Source organism: Streptomyces sp. NPDC043878 (genome assembly GCF_056435735.1).
The window spans coordinates 166,427-190,702 of record NZ_JBWKDW010000004.1 but is presented as its reverse complement, the minus strand read 5'-3'; the positions used below and the strand labels follow the sequence as shown (position 1 = coordinate 190,702).

The 24,276-nt window shown below is 73.8% G+C and carries 18 protein-coding genes, 1 pseudogene and 1 riboswitch; of the genes and pseudogenes, 10 read left to right on the top strand and 9 right to left on the bottom strand.

What is annotated here, in order from left to right; translation table 11 throughout:
- The first annotated feature begins 181 nt into the window (after nucleotides 1-181).
- Nucleotides 182-370: a hypothetical protein gene (locus AC07AZ_RS08575; RefSeq protein WP_478845193.1), complete on the top strand. Its 189-nt coding sequence runs from the start codon at nucleotides 182-184 to the stop codon at nucleotides 368-370.
- Between the two features lie 151 nt (nucleotides 371-521).
- Here AC07AZ_RS08575 and AC07AZ_RS08570 read toward each other — a convergent pair whose 3' ends face one another.
- The gene (locus tag AC07AZ_RS08570) at nucleotides 522-1,100 is read right to left on the bottom strand and encodes a TetR/AcrR family transcriptional regulator (RefSeq protein ID WP_478845191.1); all 579 of its coding nucleotides are present in this window, start codon (nucleotides 1,098-1,100) and stop codon (nucleotides 522-524) included.
- A 211-nt stretch (nucleotides 1,101-1,311) separates the two neighbouring features.
- Between AC07AZ_RS08570 and AC07AZ_RS08565 the strand changes: the two genes are divergently transcribed.
- From AC07AZ_RS08565 to AC07AZ_RS08545, 5 genes are all read left to right on the top strand, one after another.
- Nucleotides 1,312-1,881, top strand: a complete 570-nt coding sequence (locus tag AC07AZ_RS08565; RefSeq protein WP_478845189.1) for a (2Fe-2S)-binding protein — start codon at nucleotides 1,312-1,314, stop codon at nucleotides 1,879-1,881.
- A complete protein-coding gene (locus tag AC07AZ_RS08560) occupies nucleotides 1,878-2,870 on the top strand; it encodes an FAD binding domain-containing protein (RefSeq protein ID WP_478845187.1) in 993 nt (330 codons plus the stop codon). Before AC07AZ_RS08565 ends, AC07AZ_RS08560 begins: the two co-directional genes overlap by 4 nt.
- Nucleotides 2,867-4,996, top strand: coding sequence for a xanthine dehydrogenase family protein molybdopterin-binding subunit (locus AC07AZ_RS08555; RefSeq protein WP_478845185.1), 2,130 nt, complete (start codon nucleotides 2,867-2,869; stop codon nucleotides 4,994-4,996). Before AC07AZ_RS08560 ends, AC07AZ_RS08555 begins: the two co-directional genes overlap by 4 nt.
- Nucleotides 4,989-6,131 carry an XdhC family protein gene (locus AC07AZ_RS08550; protein WP_478845183.1) on the top strand — a complete coding sequence of 381 codons (1,143 nt, stop codon included), beginning with the start codon at nucleotides 4,989-4,991 and terminating at the stop codon, nucleotides 6,129-6,131. Before AC07AZ_RS08555 ends, AC07AZ_RS08550 begins: the two co-directional genes overlap by 8 nt.
- 198 nt (nucleotides 6,132-6,329) lie before the next feature.
- Nucleotides 6,330-7,814, top strand: a complete 1,485-nt coding sequence (locus AC07AZ_RS08545) for an MFS transporter (RefSeq protein WP_478845363.1) — start codon at nucleotides 6,330-6,332, stop codon at nucleotides 7,812-7,814.
- A gap of 21 nt (nucleotides 7,815-7,835) precedes the next feature.
- Here AC07AZ_RS08545 and AC07AZ_RS08540 read toward each other — a convergent pair whose 3' ends face one another.
- The 6 genes from AC07AZ_RS08540 to AC07AZ_RS08515 form a co-directional block, all read right to left on the bottom strand.
- Entirely contained in the window at nucleotides 7,836-10,745 is a 2,910-nt protein-coding gene (locus AC07AZ_RS08540; protein WP_478845181.1) for an ATP-binding protein, read from the bottom strand.
- A gap of 189 nt (nucleotides 10,746-10,934) precedes the next feature.
- A complete protein-coding gene (locus AC07AZ_RS08535; RefSeq protein ID WP_478845179.1) occupies nucleotides 10,935-11,942 on the bottom strand; it encodes a (-)-alpha-amorphene synthase in 1,008 nt (335 codons plus the stop codon).
- Complete coding sequence (locus AC07AZ_RS08530; protein WP_478845177.1) at nucleotides 11,926-13,296, bottom strand: cytochrome P450; 1,371 nt, start codon at nucleotides 13,294-13,296, stop codon at nucleotides 11,926-11,928. The genes AC07AZ_RS08535 and AC07AZ_RS08530 overlap by 17 nt, the downstream gene beginning before the upstream one ends.
- 505 nt (nucleotides 13,297-13,801) lie before the next feature.
- Nucleotides 13,802-15,439 carry a C40 family peptidase gene (locus tag AC07AZ_RS08525; protein ID WP_478845175.1) on the bottom strand — a complete coding sequence of 546 codons (1,638 nt, stop codon included), beginning with the start codon at nucleotides 15,437-15,439 and terminating at the stop codon, nucleotides 13,802-13,804.
- A gap of 8 nt (nucleotides 15,440-15,447) precedes the next feature.
- Nucleotides 15,448-15,619, bottom strand: a riboswitch (cyclic di-AMP (ydaO/yuaA leader).
- A 136-nt stretch (nucleotides 15,620-15,755) separates the two neighbouring features.
- On the bottom strand, nucleotides 15,756-16,814 hold the full coding sequence (locus AC07AZ_RS08520) for an NAD-dependent epimerase/dehydratase family protein (protein ID WP_478845173.1): 1,059 nt from the start codon (nucleotides 16,812-16,814) through the stop codon (nucleotides 15,756-15,758).
- A 173-nt stretch (nucleotides 16,815-16,987) separates the two neighbouring features.
- A complete protein-coding gene (locus AC07AZ_RS08515) occupies nucleotides 16,988-18,250 on the bottom strand; it encodes a glucarate dehydratase family protein (RefSeq protein ID WP_478845171.1) in 1,263 nt (420 codons plus the stop codon).
- A gap of 221 nt (nucleotides 18,251-18,471) precedes the next feature.
- Here AC07AZ_RS08515 and AC07AZ_RS08510 point away from each other — a divergent pair, with 221 nt between their 5' ends.
- A complete protein-coding gene (locus AC07AZ_RS08510) occupies nucleotides 18,472-19,329 on the top strand; it encodes a fructosamine kinase family protein (RefSeq protein ID WP_478845169.1) in 858 nt (285 codons plus the stop codon).
- Between the two features lie 132 nt (nucleotides 19,330-19,461).
- On the opposite strand, the gene AC07AZ_RS08505 is transcribed toward AC07AZ_RS08510, so the two are convergent.
- Complete coding sequence (locus tag AC07AZ_RS08505; RefSeq protein WP_478845167.1) at nucleotides 19,462-19,848, bottom strand: DUF5997 family protein; 387 nt, start codon at nucleotides 19,846-19,848, stop codon at nucleotides 19,462-19,464.
- A 58-nt stretch (nucleotides 19,849-19,906) separates the two neighbouring features.
- Between AC07AZ_RS08505 and AC07AZ_RS08500 the strand changes: the two genes are divergently transcribed.
- The 3 genes and pseudogenes from AC07AZ_RS08500 to AC07AZ_RS08490 all read left to right on the top strand — a co-directional run bounded on the left by AC07AZ_RS08500 (nucleotide 19,907) and on the right by AC07AZ_RS08490 (nucleotide 23,698).
- Nucleotides 19,907-20,683 carry a LysR substrate-binding domain-containing protein gene (locus AC07AZ_RS08500; protein ID WP_478845165.1) on the top strand — a complete coding sequence of 259 codons (777 nt, stop codon included), beginning with the start codon at nucleotides 19,907-19,909 and terminating at the stop codon, nucleotides 20,681-20,683.
- 152 nt (nucleotides 20,684-20,835) lie between these two features.
- Nucleotides 20,836-21,294: pseudogene (locus AC07AZ_RS08495) on the top strand (ATP-binding protein); the annotation flags it as partial.
- 997 nt (nucleotides 21,295-22,291) lie between these two features.
- A complete protein-coding gene (locus tag AC07AZ_RS08490; protein ID WP_478845163.1) occupies nucleotides 22,292-23,698 on the top strand; it encodes an FAD-binding oxidoreductase in 1,407 nt (468 codons plus the stop codon).
- A gap of 58 nt (nucleotides 23,699-23,756) precedes the next feature.
- Here AC07AZ_RS08490 and AC07AZ_RS08485 read toward each other — a convergent pair whose 3' ends face one another.
- Complete coding sequence (locus AC07AZ_RS08485; protein WP_356038484.1) at nucleotides 23,757-24,233, bottom strand: Lrp/AsnC family transcriptional regulator; 477 nt, start codon at nucleotides 24,231-24,233, stop codon at nucleotides 23,757-23,759.
- Between the last annotated feature and the right edge of the window lie 43 nt (nucleotides 24,234-24,276).

Here is a 24,276-nt window from a genome sequence, read left to right as displayed (position 1 = left end):
GCCCGGTCCGGGGCGTCCGGGTCGGGACGTACGGGCCGGGCGGCTGGGGGCGTGCACCGCTGTGGGGGCATGGCCGGCGTGCCCAGCGGGCCACGTCGGGTGGGCCGCGTCCGCTTCCGCTGGACGAGGACCTCCCGGTCGAAGAGCGGGCGCGGCCCGCGCCGCGCAGGGAACCCCTGGCATGACGGTCGTCCACGAGATCAACACCCTGGTCCGGCTGGGTGAACTCAGTGGCCGGTGCGGACGCCGGATCACGCTCGGCGAGGTGCCGGGCGAGGTCTGGGACGAGGTGGCCCGGCCGGGCGTCGACACCGTCTGGGCTGCCGCTCCCGTGGGACGGCCTGCGCGGCCACCGGTGCCGCCCGAGTGACCTGCTCGGCGACGGGACGTACGGACCGGGCGGGCGGCGAGCTGGGCGACCCGGGCCTGTTCGTGGTGCTGGTCCCTGGGAGGGGCAGGTCCTCGCCGTGTCGGTGACGGGCGGGGAGCCCGGCTGAGGTGGGGCGGGACCGGGGCGGCGTTCAGCGCCCGGTCGCTCCGGCGCGCAGGCCGTCCATGATCAGGTCCAGCAGCCGGGCGGCCCGCGGCTGCCAGTCGCTGCGGGGGTCGAGCTGCCACAGGCCGCCGATCGCGAGGAAGAAGTCGTCCGCGCTCACACCCGGGCGGACGGTGCCCGCCTCCTCGCCGGCACGCAGCAGCAGTTCGGCCGCCGAGGTCACCGGGCCGTTGCCGGGTTTCGCCGGCGTCCCCGGTGCACTGGTGGCCTGGCGGATCGCGTCCGCCAGCCCGGCCTTGGCCATGGCGAACTGGGCGAGGCGGTCCATCCACTCCCGCAGGGCCCGGTCCGGTGCGTGGGCCTCCAGCAGCTGGGGCGCGGCGTCGGCGACCTGCTGCATCTCGTGGCGGTAGATCTCCAGGACGAGCGACTCGCGGTTCGGGAAGTTGCGGTAGAACGTGCCCTGTCCCACGCCCGCCTTCTTGGCGATGACACTGAGCGGCGCGTCCGCGGAGCGCGTCAGTTCGGCCAGCGCCACGTCCAGGATGCGCTCGCGGTTGCGCTGCGCGTCCGAGCGCAGCGGCCCGTCCTTCTTCTGCTCCACTCGTCCTCCTCACGGGCTCGCGGCCGAAACCCGTTCTTGCTAACCGGACAGTTGTCCACTACGTTCTAACGGTAACGGACAGCTGTCCGGTTGAGTCCACTCTAGCGTCGGCGCCCCGCGCGGAGCACCCCGCCTTCCTCCTGAACCGTCCGGCGGCCGGAGCGCCCTGTGGCGCGCCCCCGAACCCGCGATACGCGAAAGAAGGCTGATCATGACCACAGCCCCTCCATCGACGTACAGCGCCATCACCCTGAACGTCAACGGCGAGAAGCACGCGCTGACCGTCGACCACCGCACCACCCTGCTCGACGCCCTGCGCGAGCGCCTCGACCTGACCGGCACCAAGAAGGGCTGCGACCAGGGCCAGTGCGGCGCCTGTACCGTCCTGCTCGACGGCCGCCGGGCCGTGTCCTGCCTCCAGCTCGCCGTGGCGGCCGAGGGACGCGAGATCACCACCATCGAAGGCATGGCCGAGGGCGACCGACTGCACCCCGTGCAACAGGCGTTCCTCGACCTCGACGGCTACCAGTGCGGCTACTGCACACCCGGCCAGATCTGTTCGGCCGTCGCCGTGATCGAGGAGCACGCGGCGGGCTGGCCGAGCGCCGTCACCGAGGACGTCCGCCCCGAGGCCGGACCACCACCCCTGACCGCCGAGGAGATCCGCGAGCGGATGAGCGGAAACCTGTGCCGCTGCGGCGCCTACGTGTCGATCGTCGAGGCCGTCGCCCGAGCCGCCCGCACCCACGTCGGGGAGAAGACCACGGAGGCCGCCGCGTGAAGGAGTTCACCTACCGGCGCGCGCTCGACGTCTCCGGCGCCCTCGCCCTGCTCGACGCCGACCCGGACGCACGCTACCTCGGCGGCGGCACCAGCCTGGTCGACCTGATGAAGACCGGCGTCGAACGGCCCTCCGGGCTCGTCGACGTACGCGAACTGCCCCTGGACGACATCGAGTCCACCGAGGGCGGCGGTCTGCGCGTCGGCGCGACCGTCACCAACAGCGCGCTCGCCGCCCACCCCGACGTCCGCCGCCGCTACCCTGCGCTGTCGCAGGCCGTGCTGGCCGGTGCCTCCGGACAGCTGCGCAACATGGCCACGGTCGGCGGGAACCTGCTCCAGCGCACCCGCTGCGGCTACTTCACCGACGTCACCAAGCCCTGCAACAAGCGGGTACCCGGCAGCGGTTGCCCCGCCGTCGAGGGAGAGCACCACAACCACGCGATCCTGGGCGCCTCCGACCACTGCGTGGCCGTCCACCCGTCGGACATGGGCGTCGCCCTGACGGCCTTCGACGCCGTCGTCACCTACGAAACACCCGACGGCCCCGGCGAGTTGCCGCTCACCGAGTTCTACCTGCCCGTGGGTGACACCCCGCACCGGGAGACCGCCCTCCCGGCCGGCGCGCTGATCACCGGCGTCACGCTGCCGCCGGCCCCGGTCGCCGCCCGCTCCCGCTACCGCAAGGTGCGCGAACGCGCCTCGTACGCCTTCGCCATCGGCTCGGTCGCCGCCGCGCTCGACGTCCGGGACGGCGTCGTACGAGAAGCACGGCTGGCGTTCGGGGCGGTCGCGTCCCGGCCGTGGCGGGCCCGGACGGCCGAACAGCTGCTGACCGGGGCGCCCGCGGACGCCGAGACCTTCGCCGCCGCCGCGGACGCCGAACTCGCCGCCGCCGACCCGCTGCCCCGCAACGGATACAAGGTGCCGCTGACACGCAACCTCGTGGTGGCCGTGCTCACCGAACTCGCCAGGGAGGACACCCGATGACCACCGCCACCACCGGCACCCCCAGGGTGCGGGGCGCCGTCGGCACCGCGCACACCCGTGTGGAGGGACGCGACAAGGTCACCGGGGCGGCCCGCTACGCAGGCGAGATCCCCTTCGCCGAACTCGCCCACGGGTGGCTGGTGTTGTCCACCGTCGCCCGTGGCCGGATCCGGGTGGTGCAGGACGCCCCCGTCCTCGCGATGCCCGGCGTGCTCACAGTGCTGCACCACGGCAACGCGCCCCGCCTGGAGACCGGCTACGTGGGCCTGCTGGGCACCTCGCCGGACCCCACCTGCGCCGTCTTCCAGAACGACCGCGTCCCGCACCTCGGCTGGCCGGTGGCCCTCGTCGTCGCCGAGACGTCCGAACAGGCCAGGGAAGCGGCCGAGTCGCTGGTGGTGCACTACGACCAGGAGCCGCACCAGGTCGCGTTCTCCGCCGCGAGCCCGGGAGCCTACGCCATCGACGGCCACATGCCGGCGGTGGCGGCCAAGGGCGACCTGGAGTCCGCGCTCGCCGGCTCCGCCGCCGTCGTGGACGCCGAGTACACCACCCCCGAGGAACACCACAACCCGATGGAGCCGCACGCCGCCACGGCCCGCTGGGAGGACGGCAGGCTCGAACTGGTCGACTCCAACCAGGGCAGCGGCTGGGTCGCGGACGAACTGGTGAAGCTGTTCTCCCTCGACCCGGCCTCGGTGCGGGTGCGGTCCGAACACGTCGGCGGCGGCTTCGGCAGCAAGGGCGTCCGCGCCCACCAGGTGGCCGCCGTCATGGCCGCGACTCTCCTGCAGCGCCCGGTGCGGGTCGTGCTGACCCGCCGGCAGATGTTCACCCTGGCCGGCTACCGAAGCCCCACCGTCCAGCGGGTCAGGCTCGGTGCCGACGCCGACGGGCGGCTGCGTGCCCTGGAGCACGACTCCCTGAACCTCACCTCGACCGTCTACGAGTTCGTCGAGCCCGCCGCCGGACCCGCCCGCACGATGTACGACGCCGAGGCCCACCACACGGCCAACCGGCTCGTGCGGCTCGACGTCCCCTCACCGACGTGGATGCGCGCACCCGGCGAGGCGCCGGGATCGTTCGCCCTGGAGTGCGCGTTCGACGAGCTCGCCGAGAAGTGCGGGCTCGACCCGATCGAACTGCGCGCCCGCAACGAGCCCGACCGGGGCCCCGTCTCCGGACTGCCCTTCAGCGGCCGCAACCTGCTCGCCTGCTTCCGCGAGGGCGCCCGCAGGTTCGGCTGGGCGGCCCGCGACCCGCGTCCCGGCCTGCGCCGCGAAGGGCCCTGGCTGCTCGGCACCGGCACGGCGGCGGCCTCCTTCCCCGCCGGAGCGGCGCCGTCCACGGCGGCCGTGACGGCGGAGGCGGACGGCACCTTCACCGTGCGGATCGCCGCCGCCGACATCGGCACCGGGGCCCGCACCGCGCTCACCCTGGTCGCCGCGGACGCGCTGGAGACGGCCCCGGAGATGGTCCGGGTGCGCATCGGCGACAGCGACTTCGGACCGGCGATGATCGCCGGCGGCTCGATGGGCACCCGCTCCTGGGCCTGGGCGGTCACGGCGGCGGCCCGTGAACTGCGCGAACGGCTCACGCCGGGCGCCACCCTCCCGCCCGAGGGCATCACGGTCCGCTCGGACACCACCGAGGCCGTCGGTGCCCTCGCCCGACGCGAACGGCACTCGTTCGGCGCGCAGTTCGCGGAGGTCGCCGTGGACCCCGCGACCGGCGAGGTGCGCGTGCGCCGCATGCTCGGCATCTTCGCGGCGGGCCGCATCGTCAACCCGCTCACCGCGCGCGGCCAGTTCGTGGGCGGCATGACCTGGGGCATCTCCATGGCCCTGCACGAGGAGGCGGTCCGCGACCAGGTCTCCGGCGGCCTCTACGGCGCCGACCTCGCCGGCTACCACGTCGCCACGCACGCCGACGTCCCCGCCATCGAGGCCGACTGGGTGGACGACCCGGACCCGGACGACCCGGTGGGCATCAAGGGCATCGGCGAGATCGGCATCGTGGGCGCCGCGGCCGCCGTCGCCAACGCCGTCTGGCACGCGACCGGCGTACGCCACCGCAACCTGCCCATCCGGCCCGACCGCGTCCTGACGGCGGGCCGGCATGCTTGACATCGCCGCCGAACTCGCCGTCTGGGCCGAGGAGGGCCGGGACTTCGCCGTCGCCACCGTCGTGGCCGTCGGCGGCAGCGCGCCGCGCGGACCCGGCGCCGCCCTCGCCGTCGACAGCGAGGGCACGGTCGTCGGCTCGGTCTCCGGCGGCTGCGTGGAAGGGGCCGTGTACGAGCTGTGCCTGCGGGCGCTCCAGGACGGCGAAACCGTCCTGGAGCGCTTCGGCTACAGCGACGAGGACGCCTTCGCGGTCGGACTGACCTGCGGCGGGATCATCGACATCCTGGTCACGCCGTTCGCCGCGGAGACACCCGCCCGGACGGTGGTCCGCGCCGCGCTGTCGGCCGCCGCCCGGGGCGAGCCCGCCGCCGTCGCCCGGGTCGTCCGGGGCCCGGCCGAACTCCTCGGCACGGCCATGCTCGTTCGTCCCGACGGCTCCGTCGACGGCGGGCTCGGCGGCGCCGCCGAACTGGACCGGGCCGCCGCCGCGGAGGCCGGTGCCGCGCTGGACGCCGGCCGTACGGGCACCGTCGAGCTCTCGGAGGACGGAACGCACTGCCCTGGCGGCCTCACGCTGATCGTCGAGGCGAGCGTGCCACCACCCCGCATGATCGTCTTCGGGGCGGTCGACTTCGCCGCGGCCCTGGTCCGCGCCGGCAAGTTCCTCGGCTACCACGTGACCGTCTGCGACGCCCGGCCCGTCTTCGCCACCCGTGCCCGCTTCCCCGAGGCCGACGACGTCGTGGTCGACTGGCCGCACCGCTACCTGCGGCGCACCCGGACCGACGCGCGCACCGCCCTGTGCGTCCTCACCCACGACGCCAAGTTCGACATCCCCCTGCTGACGGTGGCGCTGCGGCTGCCGGTCGCGTTCGTCGGCGCGATGGGTTCGCGCCGCACCCATGCCGACCGCGACCGGCGGCTGCGGGAAGCGGGGCTGAGCGAGCGGGAACTGTCCCGGCTGAGGTCACCCATCGGCCTCGACCTCGGCGCCCGTACGCCGGAGGAGACCGCCCTGTCCATCGCGGCGGAGATCGTCGCGCTGCGCCGGGGCGGCACGGGCGCCCCGCTGACCGGCTCGGGAGCGCCGATCCACCGCGACGGCGGAGAACGCCAGGCCGCCGCGGCGGCCTGAGGGGCGCGTCTCGCCCAAGTGGTGACGGGCAGCCCCCGGGCGTACGGTCGAACGGTGGACACAGCGGTGGGCGCCACCGTTCACCGACCCCTCGCGAGGGCCCGACCCCCGAGAGTGCGAGATGCCATGAGCAGCAGCCCCCAGCCGACCTCCGCAGCACAGGCCACCGCCGGCGAAACCGGCGGTGGCGGCAGTGCGATGGCGCTGCTCGTCATCGCGTCCTGCCAGCTGATGGTGGTCCTGGACATCACCATCGTGAACATCGCGCTGCCGGACATCCAGCGCTCCCTGGGCTTCTCCACCACCAGCCTCGCCTGGGTGGTCAACGCCTACACCCTCACCTTCGGCGGCCTGCTGCTGCTCGGCGGCCGGGCGGGCGACATCCTCGGCCGGCGGCGCGTCTTCATCTTCGGCGTCCTGCTCTTCGTGCTCGCCTCCCTGCTCGGCGGGCTCGCCCAGAACGAGACCCAACTCCTCGCCGCCCGCGCGCTCCAGGGGGTCGGCGGCGCCATCGCCTCCCCGACCGCCCTCTCCCTGGTCAGCACGACCTTCCGCGAGGGCCCCGAACGCAACCGCGCCTTCGGGGTGTTCGCCGCGGTGTCGGCGGGCGGCGGCGCGATCGGCCTGCTCATGGGCGGGATCCTCGTGGAGTGGCTCAACTGGCGGTGGGTGCTGTTCGTCAACGTCCCCATCGGCCTGCTCATCGCCGTCGCCACACCCCGCTGGATCAAGGAGTCCGAACGCCACCCGGGCCACTTCGACATCACCGGCGCGCTCACCTCCACCGTGGGCATGGTCCTGCTCGTGTACGGGTTCATCCGAGCCGCGCAGGAGGGCTGGCGGGACGCGCTCACGCTGGCCTCGTTCGCCGGAGCCGTCGTCATGCTCGTGCTGTTCGTCCTGGTCGAACGGCGCTCCCGGCAGCCCATCACCCCACTGCACATGTTCGCCGACCGCAACCGCGCGGGTACCTACGGCATCATGCTGTGCCTGGCCGCGGCGATCTTCGGCATGTTCTTCTTCCTGACCCTGTTCGTGCAGAACGTGCTGGGCTTCAGCCCGCTGCAGGCCGGGTTCGCCTTCCTGCCGGTCAGCGCGGTCATCGCGGTGGGCGCCGGACTGGCCTCACGGTTCCTGCCCGTCTACGGCCCCAAACCGTTCATGGTGGGCGGCGCGGTCCTGGCGGCGGCGGGCCTGGCCTGGCTGACCCTGACCGACGTCGACTCCACGTACGCGGGCAGTGTCCTCGGCCCGATGCTCGTCTTCAGCCTGGGCATGGGCATGGAGTTCGTCTCGCTCACCCTCATGGCGCTGTCCAACGTCTCCTCGCGGGAGACCGGCGCCGCCTCCGGGCTCCTCAACGCCACGCAGCAGGTGGGCGGTTCCCTCGGACTGTCGATCCTGGTCACCATGTTCGGCACGGCCAGCACCAACGAGGCGGACAAACAGATCCCACGCTTCCTGGCCCAGGCCACCCCGCTCGAACGGCTGCGTTTCCAGCGCACCGGGCAGCTTCCCCGGCCGTGGTCCGACGAGGTGCTGACCGCCGGCGTCTCGGCGGCCTTCGTCACCGCCGCGATCTTCACCGTGGTCGCCGCGCTGATCGCCGTCGTGGTCATCCAGGTCCGCCCCTCCGACCTGGAACGCCTCAAGGGCGGGGCAGGACAGCCCGGCGCGCTGTGAGCGCGGGCCGGCCGCGGGTCCTCACGGCAGCGGACGGGGAAAGGTCTTCAGGGCTCCGGCGAGACCGACGGTGTCGGTGCCGATCTTGCGGTAGACGGCGGAGAGCAGCTGCCGTACCCCCTGCTCGGTCAGGCGCAGCTCCTTGGCGACCACCGCCACGCTCTGTCCGCGGGTCGTCATCTCGGCGGCCCGGCGTTCGTGCGCGGTGAGGGTGTCGGCCTGCGCGTAGCGCAGCGGCAGCGGCCGCAGTCCGGCGGCGGACAGTTCCTCCCGCGCCCGTCCGGCCACCGCCTCCGCGCCGCAGTGGACGGCCGTCTCCAGCCCCCGGTACAGCCGGTCCGCGGCCTCGTGGAGCCGACCGCCGCGGGACAGCGCCGCGCCGTGGCCGACCAGCGCACGGGCCAGTTCGTACGAGGCCGGGGACTGTTCCAGCTGCTCCACCGCCTCCGCGTGCAGACCGAGGGCCGCGGGGCCGCCGGTCACCTCCGCCTCGACGTGCAGCGCCTGGCCGATCACCGAGGCCGCGCCGAAGTCCCGGGCCCGCTGCACGGCGTCCCGCGCGAGACGGACCGCCCGCTCCGGCGCGGTGGGGGCGAGGGCGGGCGCCAGATCCAGTTGCCAGGGGCACCACGCGGGGTTGCGCCAGGCCCGGGCCTCCAGCCGGTCACCGACGGCCGTCAGCAGCGGCTGCGCCTCGGACCTGTTCCCCTCCGCCAGCAGCAGCTCGGCGTACACCGTGCTGGGGTCGGGGTAGATCACGGCGTTCGGGACGACGTCGCCGTAGTGGTAGCGGTCGGCGAGCCGACGGGCCTCACCGGTCCGCCCGCGGGCCAGCAGGATCTGCAGGAGGATGCCGATGGCGAACCACTGGGCGGGCACCGCCCCCTGCACCCGGTCGGCGATGCGCAGCCCCTCCCGCACCAGTTCCTCGGCCTCGGCGAGACAGCCGCGCCGGTAGCGGATGTAGCCGAGCAGGGTGTGGCCGAGCGCCAGGTGGGAGCCCCGCCACCCCTTCTCCTCGCACTCGGCCATGCCCTTGCCGAAGAGTTCCTCCGCACGCCATGGCTGGTCGCAGTACATGAACACCAGGGCGACCGAGACCGGCACCTCGAAACCCCGGTTCTCGGTGGTCCAGCTCATGCCGCCGCGCAGCGCCTCCTCCGCGCAGGCGAGGACGGTCTGCCGGGGCTCGCCGCGCACGAGGGCGTCCCAGGCCCGCAGGCCCAGGATGTACCGCTCCTCCAGACCGCGTCCGGTCAGCCTGGTGGCCAGTTTCGCCAGCTGCCGGGAGCGTGCGGCGGAGTCGGGCTCGTCCGCGCGGAACGCGCTCCACACGAAGTGATCGGCCTGCATACGCAGCCGGATGCGCGGACCGGTGGCCTGGTGTGCCTCGTCGGCGGCCACGGTCGCCGCCTCGGCCAGCCGGTCGGTGTGGGCCAGCGCCTGCGTGAGCCGGTAGACGATGGAGGCACGCAGGGCGGGGTCGACGCCGGGCTCGGCCAGCGCCTCCCGGAGATGGCTGACCGTGGCCGTGGGCTCGATCAGGAAGGTCGAGCAGGCCAGTTCGTGGAGGATGGCGGCGCGGTCCTCGGGCCGGGGCGGCTCCCGCAGTGCCCGGGTCAGGACCCGCCGGGCGGCCTCGGGGGCACCGGCGCGCAGGTACTCACGCCCGGCCGCCCGGAGACATTCGACCGCCTCGGGCCGCTCGTCGCAGGGGACCTCCAGCAGGTGCCGGGCGGCGGCGGTGGGGCCGAAGCCCGCGGCGCGGACCGCCTCGGCGGCCGCGTTGTGCAGTCCGACGCGCAGACTCGGCGGTATCGACCGGTAGACCGTCGTGGCGATCAGGGGATGGACGAACTCCAGCTCCCCGACCGGTCCGTGACCGTCCGTCAGGATACGGGCGGCGCGCAGCTTCTCCGTCGCCTCGGCGGCCTCCTGGCTGCCGATCACCGCGAGGTCGGCGGCGATCTGCGGCGAGAGGGAACCGCCCAGCACGGAGGCGGCCCACGCGAAGCGCACGGTGGTCGTACCGAGCCGCTTGAGACGCTGGACCAGTCCCGGGCCCTTGACCGCCGCTGCCAGGTCCCGCATCGCCGGCAGGTCGCCGCGGGTGCCCCTGACCCCCCGCTCGGCGAGCCGCAGGGCGAGTTCGACGGCCTCGAAGGGGCTTCCGCCGGTGACCGTCCAGCACTCCTGGCAGAACACGTCCTCCGCCGCGTCCCCGATCTCCTCCCGGACGATCCTGGCCACGCCCTCGGCGCTCAGGCGCTCCAGCAGGCGGGGGCGGTCGCCGTGGGTTTCGACCAGGGTACGGAAGGCGGCCGGTTCCGGGGGTGGTTCGTCGGGCCGGTAGGCGGCGACCACCAGCAGCGGCAGGTCCGCGGTCCGGGACGCGAACGCGGACAACCAGCCCAGGGATTCCGCGTCGGCCCAGTGCAGGTCGTCCAGGAGCAGGACGACGGGCGCCCTCGTCATCGTCAGGCGGGTCATGACCCAGTCCAGGCCGTCGCGGACCCCGACCGGGTCCGGCACATGGGCGGTGTCCGCCGCCTCCAGACCGAGCGCGGCGGCGACGATGTCGTACCAGCTGCCCAGGAACGCCCGGCGCTCGGTCTCGTCCATCGCGGCCAGCGAGGGCTGGAGGAGCTGGCGGACCACGTGGAACGCCAGCCCCTGTTCCTTCTCGCCGCCCTTGCCCGAGAGCACGGTGAGCCCGAGCGCGGTGGCGCGGGCGCGGGCGACCGTGATCAGGGTGGTCTTCCCGAGCCCGGCCGGACCGGCGAAGGCGAGGAACCCGCCGCACGACGGCCGCGGCACACCGTCGTCGCCACCGCGGAGATCCGACACGGCGGTTTCGAGGGCGCGCAGTTCGCTGTGGCGTTCGAGCAACGGACGGTGCCGGCCTATCGGTTGCCGCAGCCCAGGTGCCATGTGCGCTACCGCTTCCTGTCGTTGGGGGCGGGCGCCGAGCGTACGTCCTGACCGCGCCGGATGGCCGTATTGCGACATCAGGACGACAGGAAGGGTGAACTTTCCGCGGGAGCCGCCCACGCCTCCGTCCTGCGGTTAAAATGCCGCGGCCTCTGTCGTGCCGCGGCTCCTCTCACGCCGCGGCCCGGCTCAAGGTGTCGCGGAGGCGGTCGCTGTGTCCGCGTACCGTGGCACCGTGCGGGACCAGTGGTAACACCCCCTGATCCACCCCGCCATCCCCTCGACGTACCCCAGGCCGGCCGGGCTCAGCTCGGCCCGCACCGACTCGTGGAGGTGCTCGAACTCCCTGATGGTGTCGTTGATCAGCCGGATCGCCAGCAGCACCGCGCCCGGCAGCGAACACCGGTGCGCCCGGCGGCAGGCGAGGGCCAGGTTGATCATGCCGCCCGCCCGTTGCTCCTTGACGGCGGAGTACAGGTCGGGGATCCAGACCGCCGCGTCGGCCGACAGCCGCCCCAGCCGCCGTACGACGGGATGGTGCAGCTCACGGGCGTCCAGTTCGGTGTCCTGCGCGGCCTCGCACAGCGGATGGAACGGCTCGACACCCGCGATGAGCGAGCGGATCGACGTGCACAGCCCGGTCGGCGGCGGCGCCGGCTGCGTCTGGGCCACCGCCTCGTACAGCAGGCCGTGCACGTACTCACGGCTGTGCCAGGCCCAGCGGGCCGCCTGCGCGGGCGTGCACCGTTCCCGCACCTGGCGGTGGAGGTCGGTCAGGGCGGCCCCGAGGCGGGTGCTGGGGGGCCGGCCGTCCCGCAGGATGCCGACGCTCTCGGAGAGCATGGGCAGCAGCCGGCCGGGCTCGTGCCGTCCGAGTTCCTCCGCGCGGTCGTCGTAGACGAACTGGTAGGCGATCTGGTTGGCCACGATCTGGAGGAGTCCCGCGTCCACGGTGGGGCTGTTGAACGCCGCGAGTTCGGCGGGGCGGGTACGGGCGATCATCGCCGCCTGCTCCGGATCGTCGGTCAGGCCCCAGGCGCCGAGCCACCGGTCGACACCGGCCGTCGCCTCGGACACGTGCCGATTGCAGGCGAAGGGGAACGGCATGTAGAGGTGGGCGGCGATCAGGTCCCCGAGGCTCTCGGCCGCGGGCGCGTTCCGCGGGCCGACCGCGGCTTCCTCATGCGTCGTCGACACCGTCGTCACCTCCCGTCCGGACGTCGTGCGAGAAGGGCGCCGCGGCCGGCCGGGCGGCGGGCGAACGAACGCGGGACGGCGGTCCGGCCGGCCCGTGTGGTCGTGGGACGCAGGTCATCACGAGCGACCGCGGTCCCAACGTGGCGCCCGGGCGCGGTGGTTCGGCGGGGCCCGGCAGGTGGCGCAGGCGCCAGCGGGCGGCGACGGCCGCGACGGTCACCGTGGCCTCCGCCACCGCGAACCGGTCGCCCAGGCACCTGCGCCCGCCCGAGGCGAACGGCAGCATCGCGCCCGGCGGAACCTCGGCGGCGTGTTCCGGCAGCCAGCGCTCGGGCCGAAACCGCTCCGGGTCGGGGAACGAGGCCGGGTCGTGCTGGAGCAGATACGGGCTGTAGAGGACCGTGGCTCCCGCCGGAAGCCGGTGTCCGGCGAGCAGGGCCGGCCCGGTCGTCACGCGCATGAAGAGCCAGCCGGGCGGGCGACAGCGCAGGGTCTCGCTGACGACGCACCGGGTGTAGGGAAGGTTCGGCAGGTCCTCGGCGTCCGCTCGCCGTCCGCCGAGCACGCTGTCGACCTCCGCGTGCAGCCGGCGTTCCGCCCGCGGGTTGCGCGCGAGCAGGTCGAAGGCCGAGGCCAGGCACAGAGCGGTGCTCTCAGCCCCGGTGAGGAGCAGCGTGACGAGGTGGTCGTGGACCTCCTGCCCGGTGACCGCGGCGGCCCCGCCGTCACCGCACGTGGCCGCCAGCAGCGTTTCCAGCAGGTCGCGACGGCCCTGCGGGTCCGCCGGCCGCGCGGCGCGCCGTCGTTCCTCGACGGCCGCCCCGACGATCGCGTGGACCCGGGCGACGGCGCGGCGGTAACGCCGGTTCGCGGGCGTGGGAATCCGGAACAGGGCGTCGACCGGCACGGCCGTCCGCACGAACAGGCCGCGGACGATGACGGCGAGACAGTCCCGCAGTTCCGCGGCCGGCCCGTCACCGAGCGAGTCGGAGAACAGGACACGGCTGATCACCCGGGTGGTCAGGGCCAGCATCTCCGCACTGACGTCGACCTTCTCCGCCGCCCGCCACCGGCCACACGCCGACTCGGCCTCCCAGCCCATCAGTTCGGTGTGGGCGGCCACCCCGGCCGGGCGGAAGTCGGCCCGCAGCAGCGCGCGTTGCCGCCGGTACACGTCATGGCGGCAGGTGACCAGACCGTCGCCCATGACCGGCCGCAGCCGGTCGTACAACGGACCCCCCTTGTCGAAGGTGTGCGTGTCCAGGAGGACCTGGCGGACGAGATCGGGATGGCACGCCATCCAGGCGCGCAGGGGACCGAGACGTATCTCGACCAGATCCCCGTGGGACGGCAAAGAATTCAGAAAAGCCAGCGGTCGGCGGAACAGGGCGATAGCGTGACCGGCGAAAGGGAATATGCCCGGCGCAGTACCCATCGTCCAGGCGTGCTCTTTTTCAGGCGCGGTACCGTTCATCGAATACCACCTGCCCCCATCGACACACGAAACCGGTGGCTGATCCACCGACCTGCGTTCGTGTCAACTCCTGCCCAGCGCAGGTGCTTTCGGCCCACCGAATCCTCCGTACGCCGGGGCGCACGGGAGCACGCGGAAGCACTGGGTGAGCCCCCTCCGTGGCGCGCGGCATCCACTGGGGCGGTGTTCGCCGACGGATTCACGGGAAAAGCGAAATATCCCGCGCGATCCCTTCTCTCCGCACCGCCCTTTTCGCGCCGGGTTCCCCTGGCGGCAGCATTGCGGCGGGGTCGGGTATCGGTGCGCGGCGACAGGACCGGCCTCTCCCGAGGCATCGCCTTCCCCGGGTTCTACGAGGCCGGCCCTGCGGCAGGTGCCGCCGGGTTCAGGCGAGCCGTACGGCCCCGCGGACCGCCGACTCCCCGGCGAAGTACACCGACTCCTCACGGATGTACGTGCCCGGTCCCGGCGCGTGGATCATCATGCCGTCGCCGGTGTACAGGCCGAGGTGGCTCAGGTTGTCGTAGAAGAAGATCAGGTCTCCGGGCTGGACGTCGCCGAGCGGGATGACCGTGCCGGCGCTCGCCTGGTCGGGCGCGTTGCGCGGCAGGGCCACACCGGCCGCCCGCCAGGCGGCCTGGGTGAGACTGGCGCAGTCGTACGACTCCGGTCCGGTCGCGCCCCACACGCACGGCCTGCCGATCTGCGTGCGGGCGAACTCGAGCGCCCGTACGGCCTTTCCGCCGTTGCCCGGGTCCGCCAGGACGACCGGACCGGAGACGGCGACGGCGGCCGGGTGCCCCGTGTCGAGGACGGTGCTCATGGCCGCGACCGGCATCGGCGCCGGCGCCGGGGCCTGGACCGGCATCGGCGCCGGAGCCGCCTGCATCGGGACCGGAGCCGGGGCCTGCACCGGGGCCTGGAGGGATGCCTGGAACTGGAGGGGGGCCGGTTGCCGCCACGCCTCTTCCTCGGCCGCAGGGAGGGCCGAAAGAGGGGACGGCGCCTGGGTCTGGGTCTGGGCCTGGAGGGGGGCCGGTTGCCGCCACGCCTCTTCCTCGGCCGCAGGGAGGGCCGAAAGAGGGGACGGCGCCTGGGTCTGGGTCTGGAAGGGGACCGGTTGCTGCCACGTCAGCTCCTCGGCCACCGGGAGAGCCGGCGCCGTGCCGACGACGGCGGGAAGGCCGGGGATACCGGTGGAGCCGGGGATACCGGTGGAGCCGGGGATACCGGTGGAGCCGGGGAGGCCGGTGGAGGTTAGCCAGGGTTCCTGGGCCGGCGGCGCCTCGATCGCCGCGGCGGGCGTGCGCTGCCGGACCGCGTACCGCGCCAGCAGGTCACGGGCCTCGGCGAGCTTGCGCCGGTTCTGCTCCTTGGAGGTCAGCAGCGAGGATCGCTGGGTGTCGGCGGCCGGAGCGGCGGCCGTTTCCTGCCGGGGCCCCGGCACGGCCGGCAGCGCGGCGATCGCTCCGCCCGCCGCCGGGGGCAGGGCGGCCGTGGCCGGCCCCGCGGTCAGTTCCAGCGCGGGTCGTGCGGTGGGTCCGGCGGGCAGTTCCGGCACGGCGGGAGCCCGCTCGATCGCCGGCTCCGTTGCGACGAAGGGCCGTTCGGCGGGGCGGGCGGGGGCCGCGGCCTCGGGCGCCCGGTCACGCGGCAGCACCGCGGGGACGGTCGGGCCGAGCCGGGCGCGGGCCCCGTCGAACCACTGCCGGGTGACGGCGTCGAGGGACGGGTCGTCACGCCGGGGCCGGGCGGCGGTGGCCGGCTCGCCCCGGCGGCGCGTCCCCGCCGTCATCGCCCGGGTCGCGTTGTAGTTGCCGGTGGCGTTCTCGGCCTGGTCGTAGAGGGTGTTGACCCGCTGCTGGACCTCGTCGCGGCTGGGGGTGTCCTCCCCCGAGAGGGGTACGGCGTCGGCGGTCTGGGAGAACAGGGCCACCGAGGCGAGCGCGGCCGTCGCGAGGGCGGAACCGCCCATGCCGGGGAGGCCGAGACCACTGGGGCGCGATGTTCGTTCCGGCGCCATGAGAGACGTACTCCTTCCGTACTCCGCCTACCGGGTTAGCTGACGGGTTCGGGCTTCTGCTGCGGAAGGTGTGCCCTACGGCCCTGCCCCGAGAGGCGTCGGGCCGATTCACCCCAGGTCTTCGGTTGGGTCCCCGGCTCCGGCCGCCGTACGGCGCACCGAACTCGGCGGAGGCCGTACGACCCGGCGGGGTCCGCCGGAGCGAGTCGAACGGTCTGGCGTCAACTTAACCAACATGTGAGCCTTGTGTGAAGGTTGAAGTGCGGAATGTCCGATACGTAATTGTGACCTTCGTCGTACGGCGGTGTCCCGGCGCTCAGTTCGCGTGCCGTCGGCCCCGCCAGGACTCGTAGTGATCGAGCAGGGTCTGCTCGATCGGGCGGTAGGAGACGCCCAGTTCGTGCACGCTCCGGCTGTTGTCCACCCGGAAGCGGATGCCGAGGTGCTTGCGGATGTAGTCCTGGCTCAGCCCGAACGCCGGGCCGAGCACCCGCACCGGCCAGTGCGGAAGCGCGGTGCGCGGGAGGCGGAGGTCGAGCGGGTACCGGGTCCGGATGACCCGGGACATCTCGTGGAACGACGTCATGTGCCGCGCGGCGACGATGTAGCGGCCCTTCGCGTCGGGCCGCTCCGCCGCCGCGATGTGCGCCTCGGCCACGTCCCGCACGTCCACCGTCGTGAAGCTGAAGTCCGGTGCGCCGTAGAAGAAGTAGCCCTTGAAGAGTTCGTCCAGCAGGAACAGGCTGCCGGACTCGGACGCCGGTGTGAGGGAAGGGCCCAGGATCAGGCCGGGGTTGACGGACACCAGGCGCCAGCGGTCCTGGGCGGCCTCCGCCTCCCGGGCGGCACGCTCGGCCAGCGTCTTCGCGTAGTGGTAGGGGTTGTTCTCCACCGTGCTGGTGGTGTTGAAGTACCGCTCGGTCAACACCCCCTCGTCCATGTCCAGGACGTCGGCGTAGTCACCGAAGATCGCGCCGACGGTGGAGGTGAGGACCACCCGCTCGACAGTCGGCGCCCGCTCCACGGCGGCCAGCACGTTGCGCGTGCCGAGCAGCGCCGGGTCCACCATGTCCCGACGGCCGTCCCGGATCTTCTCCGGCATGCGGAACGGCGACGCCACATGGAAGACGACCCGGCTGCCGCGCACCGCCTCGCCGAAGGACCCCTCCCGCAGCAGGTCCGCCTCGAACAGCTCCAGCCGGCCGGGGAACGCCTCCCGCATCTCCCGCAGCGGCCGTACCTTCGCCGGGTCGGCGGCGTCGCGCACGGTGGCGCGGACCCGGTAACCGCGCTCCAGCAGCCGCCGTACCAGATGACTGCCGACGAAACCGCTGCCGCCGGTCACCACCACGGTCGTCTCCCCGCCTGCGCCCACGCTCTCACTCCCCGGTTCCGGTCAGGGGATCGCCGGCCCTCCCGGCGATCACGTTCCTGGGGGAAGCCTCGGGCATGGCCGGGCGGAAAGGGAACAGCCGGAGGGCAACAGGGCGTGCGCTCAGGGCTGTTGCGGTGCGGGCCGGTCTCGCCGTCGCGGTGATGCCCGGCCGGTCACCAGCGGGGCAGCCGCGGTTCGAAGGCGGGGTCGATCCGCCGCATGTAGCCCGTGTCGTCGCGGCCCCGCAGACCCGACTCCAGGTACAGCCGGTGCAGACGGTCGAGGGCGGCGTGGTCGAGTTCGACACCGAGACCGGGGCCCGTGGGCACCCGGACCGCCCCGTCGCGCAGTTCCAGGGCGCCCGGGAGGATCACGTCGTCGGCCGCGTTCCAGGGATAGTGCGTGTCACAGGAGTGGTCGAGGCGGGGGAGGGCCGCGGCGACGTGGGTCATCGCGGCGAGGCTGATGCCCAGGTGCGAGTTGGAGTGCATCGACAGCCCCAGTCCGAACGCCTCGCAGACGGACGCCAGTTCCCGGGTGCGGCGCAACCCGCCCCAGTAGTGGTGGTCGGTCAGCAGGACCTGTACCGCGTTCCGTTCGATCGCGGGCCTGAGATGTTCCCAGGCGACCACGCACATGTTGGTCGCCAGCGGCAGCGGCGAGTCCCGCGCCACCTCCGCCATGCCGGGAATGCCCGCGGTCGGGTCCTCCAGATACTCCAGTACGCCGTCGAGTGCGCGCGCCACCCGGGCCGAGGTCTCCACCGTCCAGGCCGTGTTGGGGTCCAGGCGCAGGGGCTGCCCGGGGAAGGCGGCGGCGAGCGCCCTGATCGCGGCGATCTCCTCGTCGGGCGGGAACACCCCACCCTTGAGCTTGAACGAACGGAAGCCGTACCGCTGTTGCATGAGCCGCGCCTGCTCGACGATCCCCGCCGGATCGAGGGCCTCGCCCCAGTCGTCGCCGGCGGCGGGCCGGCCGTCGAGCGCCGGGTGTTCGCTCCACTTGTAGAAGAGGTACGCGGCGAACGGCACGGAGTCGCGGACCGTGCCGCCGAGCAGGTCGCCGACCGGTCGCCCGAGCAGCTTGCCCTGCGCGTCGAGACAGGCCACCTCCACCGCCGACGTGGTCCAGCCGCGCTCGTGAGAACCGGGCACGGCCGGCAGCAGGGCCCGGTCGATCGCGGCGGTGACGGCGGTGGTGTCGAAGACGTCCATGCCGACGACCACCTTCGCGGCGGCCCGCAGCCGCTCCAGCCGGACCTCGCCGCCGGGTGACTCCCCGAGGCCCACCGTGCCGTCCTCCAGCACGAGTTGCAGGACCACGCGAAGCGCGAGGGGCTCGTGGACGCCGCCGGCGTTGAGCAGGGGCGGATCACGGAAGGCGATCGGCGTGACGATCAGTTCGCGGACACGGGTACCGGTACCGGTCCTGCTCATGTGCTGCGCCCCCTCCGGGCCACGATCGGTCGGAACGCCTCCGGGCGTCCGAATGCCGGGCCACGGTAGAAATTCCGTCATTCTTATGTCAATACATATGGGAAGGGCTTCACGGGCTTCACCGAGCCCATGCATCAGGCTGCCGGGCCTCGGGGCGGGTGCACGCTTGAGGCCGTGCCACGGTCTGGACCGGCAACCGGAGACGCAGGGAGGCCCGAGCAGTGCGGCGAGGCGACAGTGCCGAAGGGGCCGGAGCCGCGGCCGCCCGGCTCACCGGGCTCGCGGTGACCGGCGAGCACCGGGGGGCCGGCGGACTCACCGTGGTCACTCTCGACGGCGGCCCGACCGTCGTGGTGAAGCCCGGCGGGGTGCGGGCCGAGGCGGCCGGACTGCGCTGGCTGGCAGCGGCCGGGGCGCGGGTTCCGGCCGTGCGCGGTCTCGACGAGGAGTGGCTGGTCACCGACCGCATCCCGGCCGGACGTCCCGCCGCCCGCGCCGCGCTCCGCCTCGGCCATGAGCTGGCGGCCCTGCACGCCGCAGGCGCTCCCGCCTTCGGCGCCCCGCCGCCCGGCGGTCCCGAGGACGCGTACATCGGCCGCGCCCCGATGCGCAACGTCCCCGGTCGCGACTGGCCGTCCTGGTACGCCGGGCACCGGGTGCTGCCGTACCTGCGCCGAGCGGTCGACGCCGGGACCGTGCGCCCGGCGGAGGCGACCGTCGTCGAGCGGGTCTGCGAGCGGCTGCCCGAACTGGCGGGCCCGGCCGAGCCGCCCGCACGACTGCACGGCGACCTGTGGAACGGCAACGTGCTGTGGAGCGCCGACGGACATGCCTGGCTGATCGACCCGGCCGCACACGGTGGGCACCGCGAGACCGACCTGGCGATGCTCCACCTCTTCGGCTGCCCGCATCTGGAGTCCGTACTGGACGGCTACCGGCGGGCCCGGCCGCTGGCCGACGGCTGGGCGGACCGCGTCGCACTGCACCAGCTGTTCCCGCTGCTGGTGCACACGGTGCTGTTCGGACGCGGCTACGCGGTACAGGCGCTGGACGCGGCACGGACGGCGCTCGCGCGGTGAACGGCACGGGCGGCACTCCGCGCGGTGACGACGCGAGGACGGCGCACTCCGCGCCGTGACGACGCGAGGACGCCGCCCCCGGTGACATGATCAGGCCGTCAGGGCAGCCAGGCGGTCAGCGCAGTCAGGCGGTCAGGAAGCGTCCTGCTCGTCGTTCTTCTGCTTGAGCCGCGCGGCTTCCTTGCGCACCTCGGCCTGCGTGGCGCGCTCCTTCTCCAGCCACTCGGGCCGGTCCTGCTTCAGTGCCTCGATCTGCTCGGTGGTGAGCGCCTCGGTGACGCCGCCGCGCGCGAGACCCGCGATGGACACGCCGAGCTTCGCGGCGACCACCGGCCGGGGGTGCGGGCCGGAGCTCCGCAGCTGCTGGAGCCACTCGGGCGGGTTCTCCTGCAGCTCGCCGAGTTCGGCGCGCGAGACAACGCCCGACCGGAAGTCCTCGGGGGTGGCCGGGAGGTACACGCCCAGCTTCTTCGCCGCGGTGGCGGGCTTCATCGTCTGGGCGCTCTGGTGCGACTTCATGGTGTCAAGACTATCGACCGCCGGAGGGACGTCCGACCACGCCCGGTAGCCTGGCCTGGTGACAGGCTCGCAAGCACCTTCCTCGTTCCGCCTCGCGTACGTCCCCGGCGTGACCCCCGGCAAGTGGGTGCGGATCTGGAACGAGCGCCGGCCCGACGTCCCCCTGGTCCTCGTGCAGGTGCAGGCCGCCGAGGCGTCCGAGGTGCTCCGCGGCGGCGACGCGGACGCGGCCCTGGTGCGGCTGCCGGTGGACCGCGGCGTCCTGAGCGCGATCCCCCTGTACACCGAGACGACGGTCGTCGTGGTTCCCCACGACCACGTGGTGACGGCCGCCGACCAGGTGTCCGCGGCAGAGCTCGCCGACGAGATCCTGCTGCACCCCCTGGACGACGTCCTCGACTGGGAACGCCCGCCGGGCCTGCCCGCCTTCGAACGCCCCGCCACGACCGCGGACGCCGTCGAGCTGGTCGCGGCGGGCATCGGCCTCCTCGCCGTCCCCCAGTCGCTGGCCAGGCTCCACCACCGCAAGGACCTCACGTACCGCCCGCTGGTGGACGCGCCGGAGTCCGGAGTCGCGCTGTCCTGGCCGGAGGACGCGACGACCGACCTGGTCGACGACTTCATCGGGATCGTCCGGGGCCGCACGGTCAACAGCACCCGGGGGCGCGCCAAGCCCGAGGCCCAGACGCAGCAGGAGCGCAAGCGGCCGGAGAAGAGCGGCGCCCGCAAGCCGGCCGCGGGCAAGAGCTCCCGTGGTACCGGGTCGGGCGGCGGCGCCAAGGGGGCCAGGTCCACCAAGGGCGCCCAGCGCGGAAAGCCCCGCCGGCGCTCGTAGCGCGGTGCCGAGGCGGGGGGCGGTGCCCGTCCGACAGGGCGGCGTCGGCAGGACGTGAAAGCGGCAAAGCGACAAAGCGACAAAGGGATCGGGGGCCCAGGGCAACCCTGTCCCGGATCCGCGGCCGCAGGCCCCGGAGCAGCCGGTTCCGTGTGCCGGCGTACGAGTCCCGTGCGTCTGCCGGCCGCCCGAGAACCCCCGGCGCCGGGGCGGTCAGTGGCAGAATCTCACTCGTGGACCTGCCCATCCTCGAGCGCGAGTTCGAGCTGGTGCGACTGGCTGCCGCCGCACAGGAAGCAGCGGACGGGGCCGGGTCGGTCGTGCTCGTCTTCGGCGAGGCGGGGATCGGCAAGTCGAGCCTGGTCAAAGCCATGCCGGAACGGCTGCCCGGGCAGGCCCGGGTCCTCGTCGGCGAGTGCGACGACCTCGCCACCCGACGGCCGCTGGGCCCGTTCCGCGACCTCGTCGGCAGCGTCGGCACCGAGCTGGCCCGTGCCGTCACGGAGGGCGGCGACCGCAACCGCGTCTACGCGGCCCTCCACGAGGAACTGGCCCGGACACCCCATCCCGCCGTACTCGTCGTGGAAGACGTGCACTGGGCGGACGAGGCGTCGCTGGACGCCCTGCGCTTTCTGGTACGGCGCATCGAGCGGCTGCCCGCGCTGCTCGTCCTGACCTACCGCGACGACGAGGTGAGCAGCGGACACCCCCTGCGTCACCTCCTCGGCCAGGTCTCCCGCGCCCAGCGGGTCCACCGGCTCCCCCTGGCCCCCCTCTCCCTGGACGCCGTCCGCACGCTGAGCGCGGCCGGGCGGCTCGACCTCGACCCGGCCGAGGTCCACCAGGTGACCTCGGGCAACCCCTTCTTCGTCGCGGAGGTGCTGGCCGCGGGCGGCACCGGGGTCGTGCCCCCGACCGTCGTGGACGCCGTACTCGCCCGGCTCCGCGGCCTGGACGCCGCGACCGTGGCCGCCCTGGAGCAGCTGGCCGTCGTACCGTCCGCCGTCGAGCGCCCCCTCATCGACGCGCTGCTCGCGGACGGGATGGCCGGGCTGACGGCGGCCGAGCAGCGTGGTCTGCTGGCCGTGGCGCCGGAGCGGGTGGCCTTCCGGCACGACCTGATCCGCCGGGCCGTCGCCGACTCGCTGCCCGCCGCCCGCCGTATCGAACTCAACCGGACCGTCCTCGCGGCGCTCGTCGCCCGCCCGGGGTCCGACGCCGCCCGCCTCGTCCACCACGCGGCACAGGCCGGCGACGAGGACGCCGTCGCCCGCTACGGCCCCGACGCCGCGCGGGACGCCGCGGGCGCCGGGGCCCATCGCGAGGCCGCCGCCCAGCTGCGGCTCGTCCTGCGCGCGCGGCACCGCTACACCCCGGCCGAACTCGCCGACCTGCTCGAACGCTACGCCGTGGAGAGCTACACCATCGCCGACTCGGCCGCCGCCGTCGCCGCCCAGCGGGACGCGGTGGCCCTGCGCCGCACGCTCGGCGACATCCGCGCCCTGGGCGCCGACCTGCGCTGGCTGTCGCGCATCCACTGGTGGGCCGGGGACGCCGCCCCGGCCCAGGAAGCCGCCCGGGAGGCCGTCACCGTCCTGGAGCACGCGGGTGACGACCGGCTGCCCCCGCCAGGAACTGACCGGCTTCACCGGCGAGCTCATCGGCCCCGACGACGCGGGCTACGACGACGCCCGCGCCGTCTACAACGCCATGATCGACAGGCGTCCCGCGCTCATCGCGCGCTGCGCCGACGCGGCCGCGGTCGCCGACGTGATCGGCTTCGCCCGTACCCACGGACTGCGGCTCGCGGTCCGGGGCGGCGGCCACCACGGCGCCGGCCTCGGCACCGTCGAGGGAGGAGTGGTCGCCGACCTGTCCCTGCTGAAGGACATCCAGGTCGACCCGGAGGCCCGCACGGTACGGGTCGGCGGCGGCTGCGTGTGGGGCGAGGTGGACCGCGCCACCAACCGGCACGGCCTCGCCACCCCCAGCGGCATCATCTCCACCACCGGCGTCGGCGGCCTCGCCACCGGCGGCGGGCTCGGCCACCTGACCCGCAAGTGCGGCCTGACCATCGACAACCTGCTGGAGGCGGACCTCGTCCTGGCGGACGGCCAGCGGGTGCGGGCGAGCGGCGACGAGAACACCGACCTGTTCTGGGCGATCCGGGGCGGCGGCGGCAACTTCGGCGTCGTCACGTCGTTCCTGTTCCGGCTGCACGAGGTGAGCACCGTCATCGCCGGCCCCACGTTCTGGCCCGTCGAGGCCAGCGCCGACGTCCTCGCCGCCTACCGCGACTTCCTCCCGAACGCGCCCCGCGAGCTCACCGGCTTCTTCCTGCACGGCACCGTCCCGCCGGCCCCGCCGTTCCCCGAGGAGATCCAGCTGCGCAAGACGGCCGGCGTGGTGTGGTGCTACGTCGGCGACGACACCGAGGCGGCGGCCCGTGAGATGGCCCCGCTGCTCGACGCGCTGCCCACACCGCTGCTGCACGCGGCCGGACCGATGCCGCACCCCGACATGCAGTCCATGTTCGACGGGCTCTATCCGCCCGGTCACCAGTGGTACTGGCGCGCCGACTTCGTCGACGCCATCCCGGACGAGGCCGTGGAACTGCACGCCAAGTACGGCGCGGAGACGCCCACCATGCAGTCGACGATGCACCTCTACCCGATCGACGGCGCCGCCCACGACGTCGGCCCCGACGAGACCCCCTGGGCCTACCGCGGCGCACGCTGGGCGTCCGTGTACGCCGGCGTCGACTCCGACCCGGCGGGTGCCGAACGCGTCACCCGGTGGACCGTCGACTACTTCGAGGCCCTGCATCCCTACTCGGCGGGCGGCGCCTACGTGAACATGATGATGGACGAGGGGCAGGAACGCGTCCGGGCCAGCTACCGCCACAACTACGACCGGCTGGCCCGCGTCAAGGCCGACCACGACCCGGACAACGTCTTCCGGCTCAACCAGAACATCCGCCCGGCACCGAAGCCCCACTTCGAGACCCGCCCCTGAACCGGCGGGCCGACCCCCCCGCTGCCTGTCGACCCGGGCGGACATCCGCCGCCCGGGTTCACTTCCGGCCGGTCCGCCCGATGGACTCCACCAGGGGCAGCAGCCGGTGCGGGACGCGTTCGCGCAGCGCCACCTCGGTGCGGGTGCGCACGACACCTGGGAGGCTGATGAGTTTCTGGATCACGTCCTCCAGGTGGGCGTTGTCACGCGCCACGACCCGCGTCAGCAGGTCCCCGCCGCCGGTGATCGAGAACGCCTCGACGATCTCCGGTACGGCGGCCAGTTCGTCGCCCACGTCGTCGAGGTGGCCCTGGGTGACCTCGATGTGCACGAACGCCAGCACCGGATGACCGAGCGCGGCGGGGGAGAGGGACGGGCCCGTGCCGGTGATCACGCCGTCCCGCTCCAGGCGGTCCAGCCGGGCCTGCAGCGTGCCGCGCGCGACGCCGAGGACCCTGGCGTACTCGCGCACGCTGGTGCGCGGCTGCTCCAGGAGCAGTCGCAGGATGCGGGTGTCGAGCTCGTCCACGGCCACGGCGCGACGGCCTCCTCGTACCTCGGTGATCACCTCCGACTGT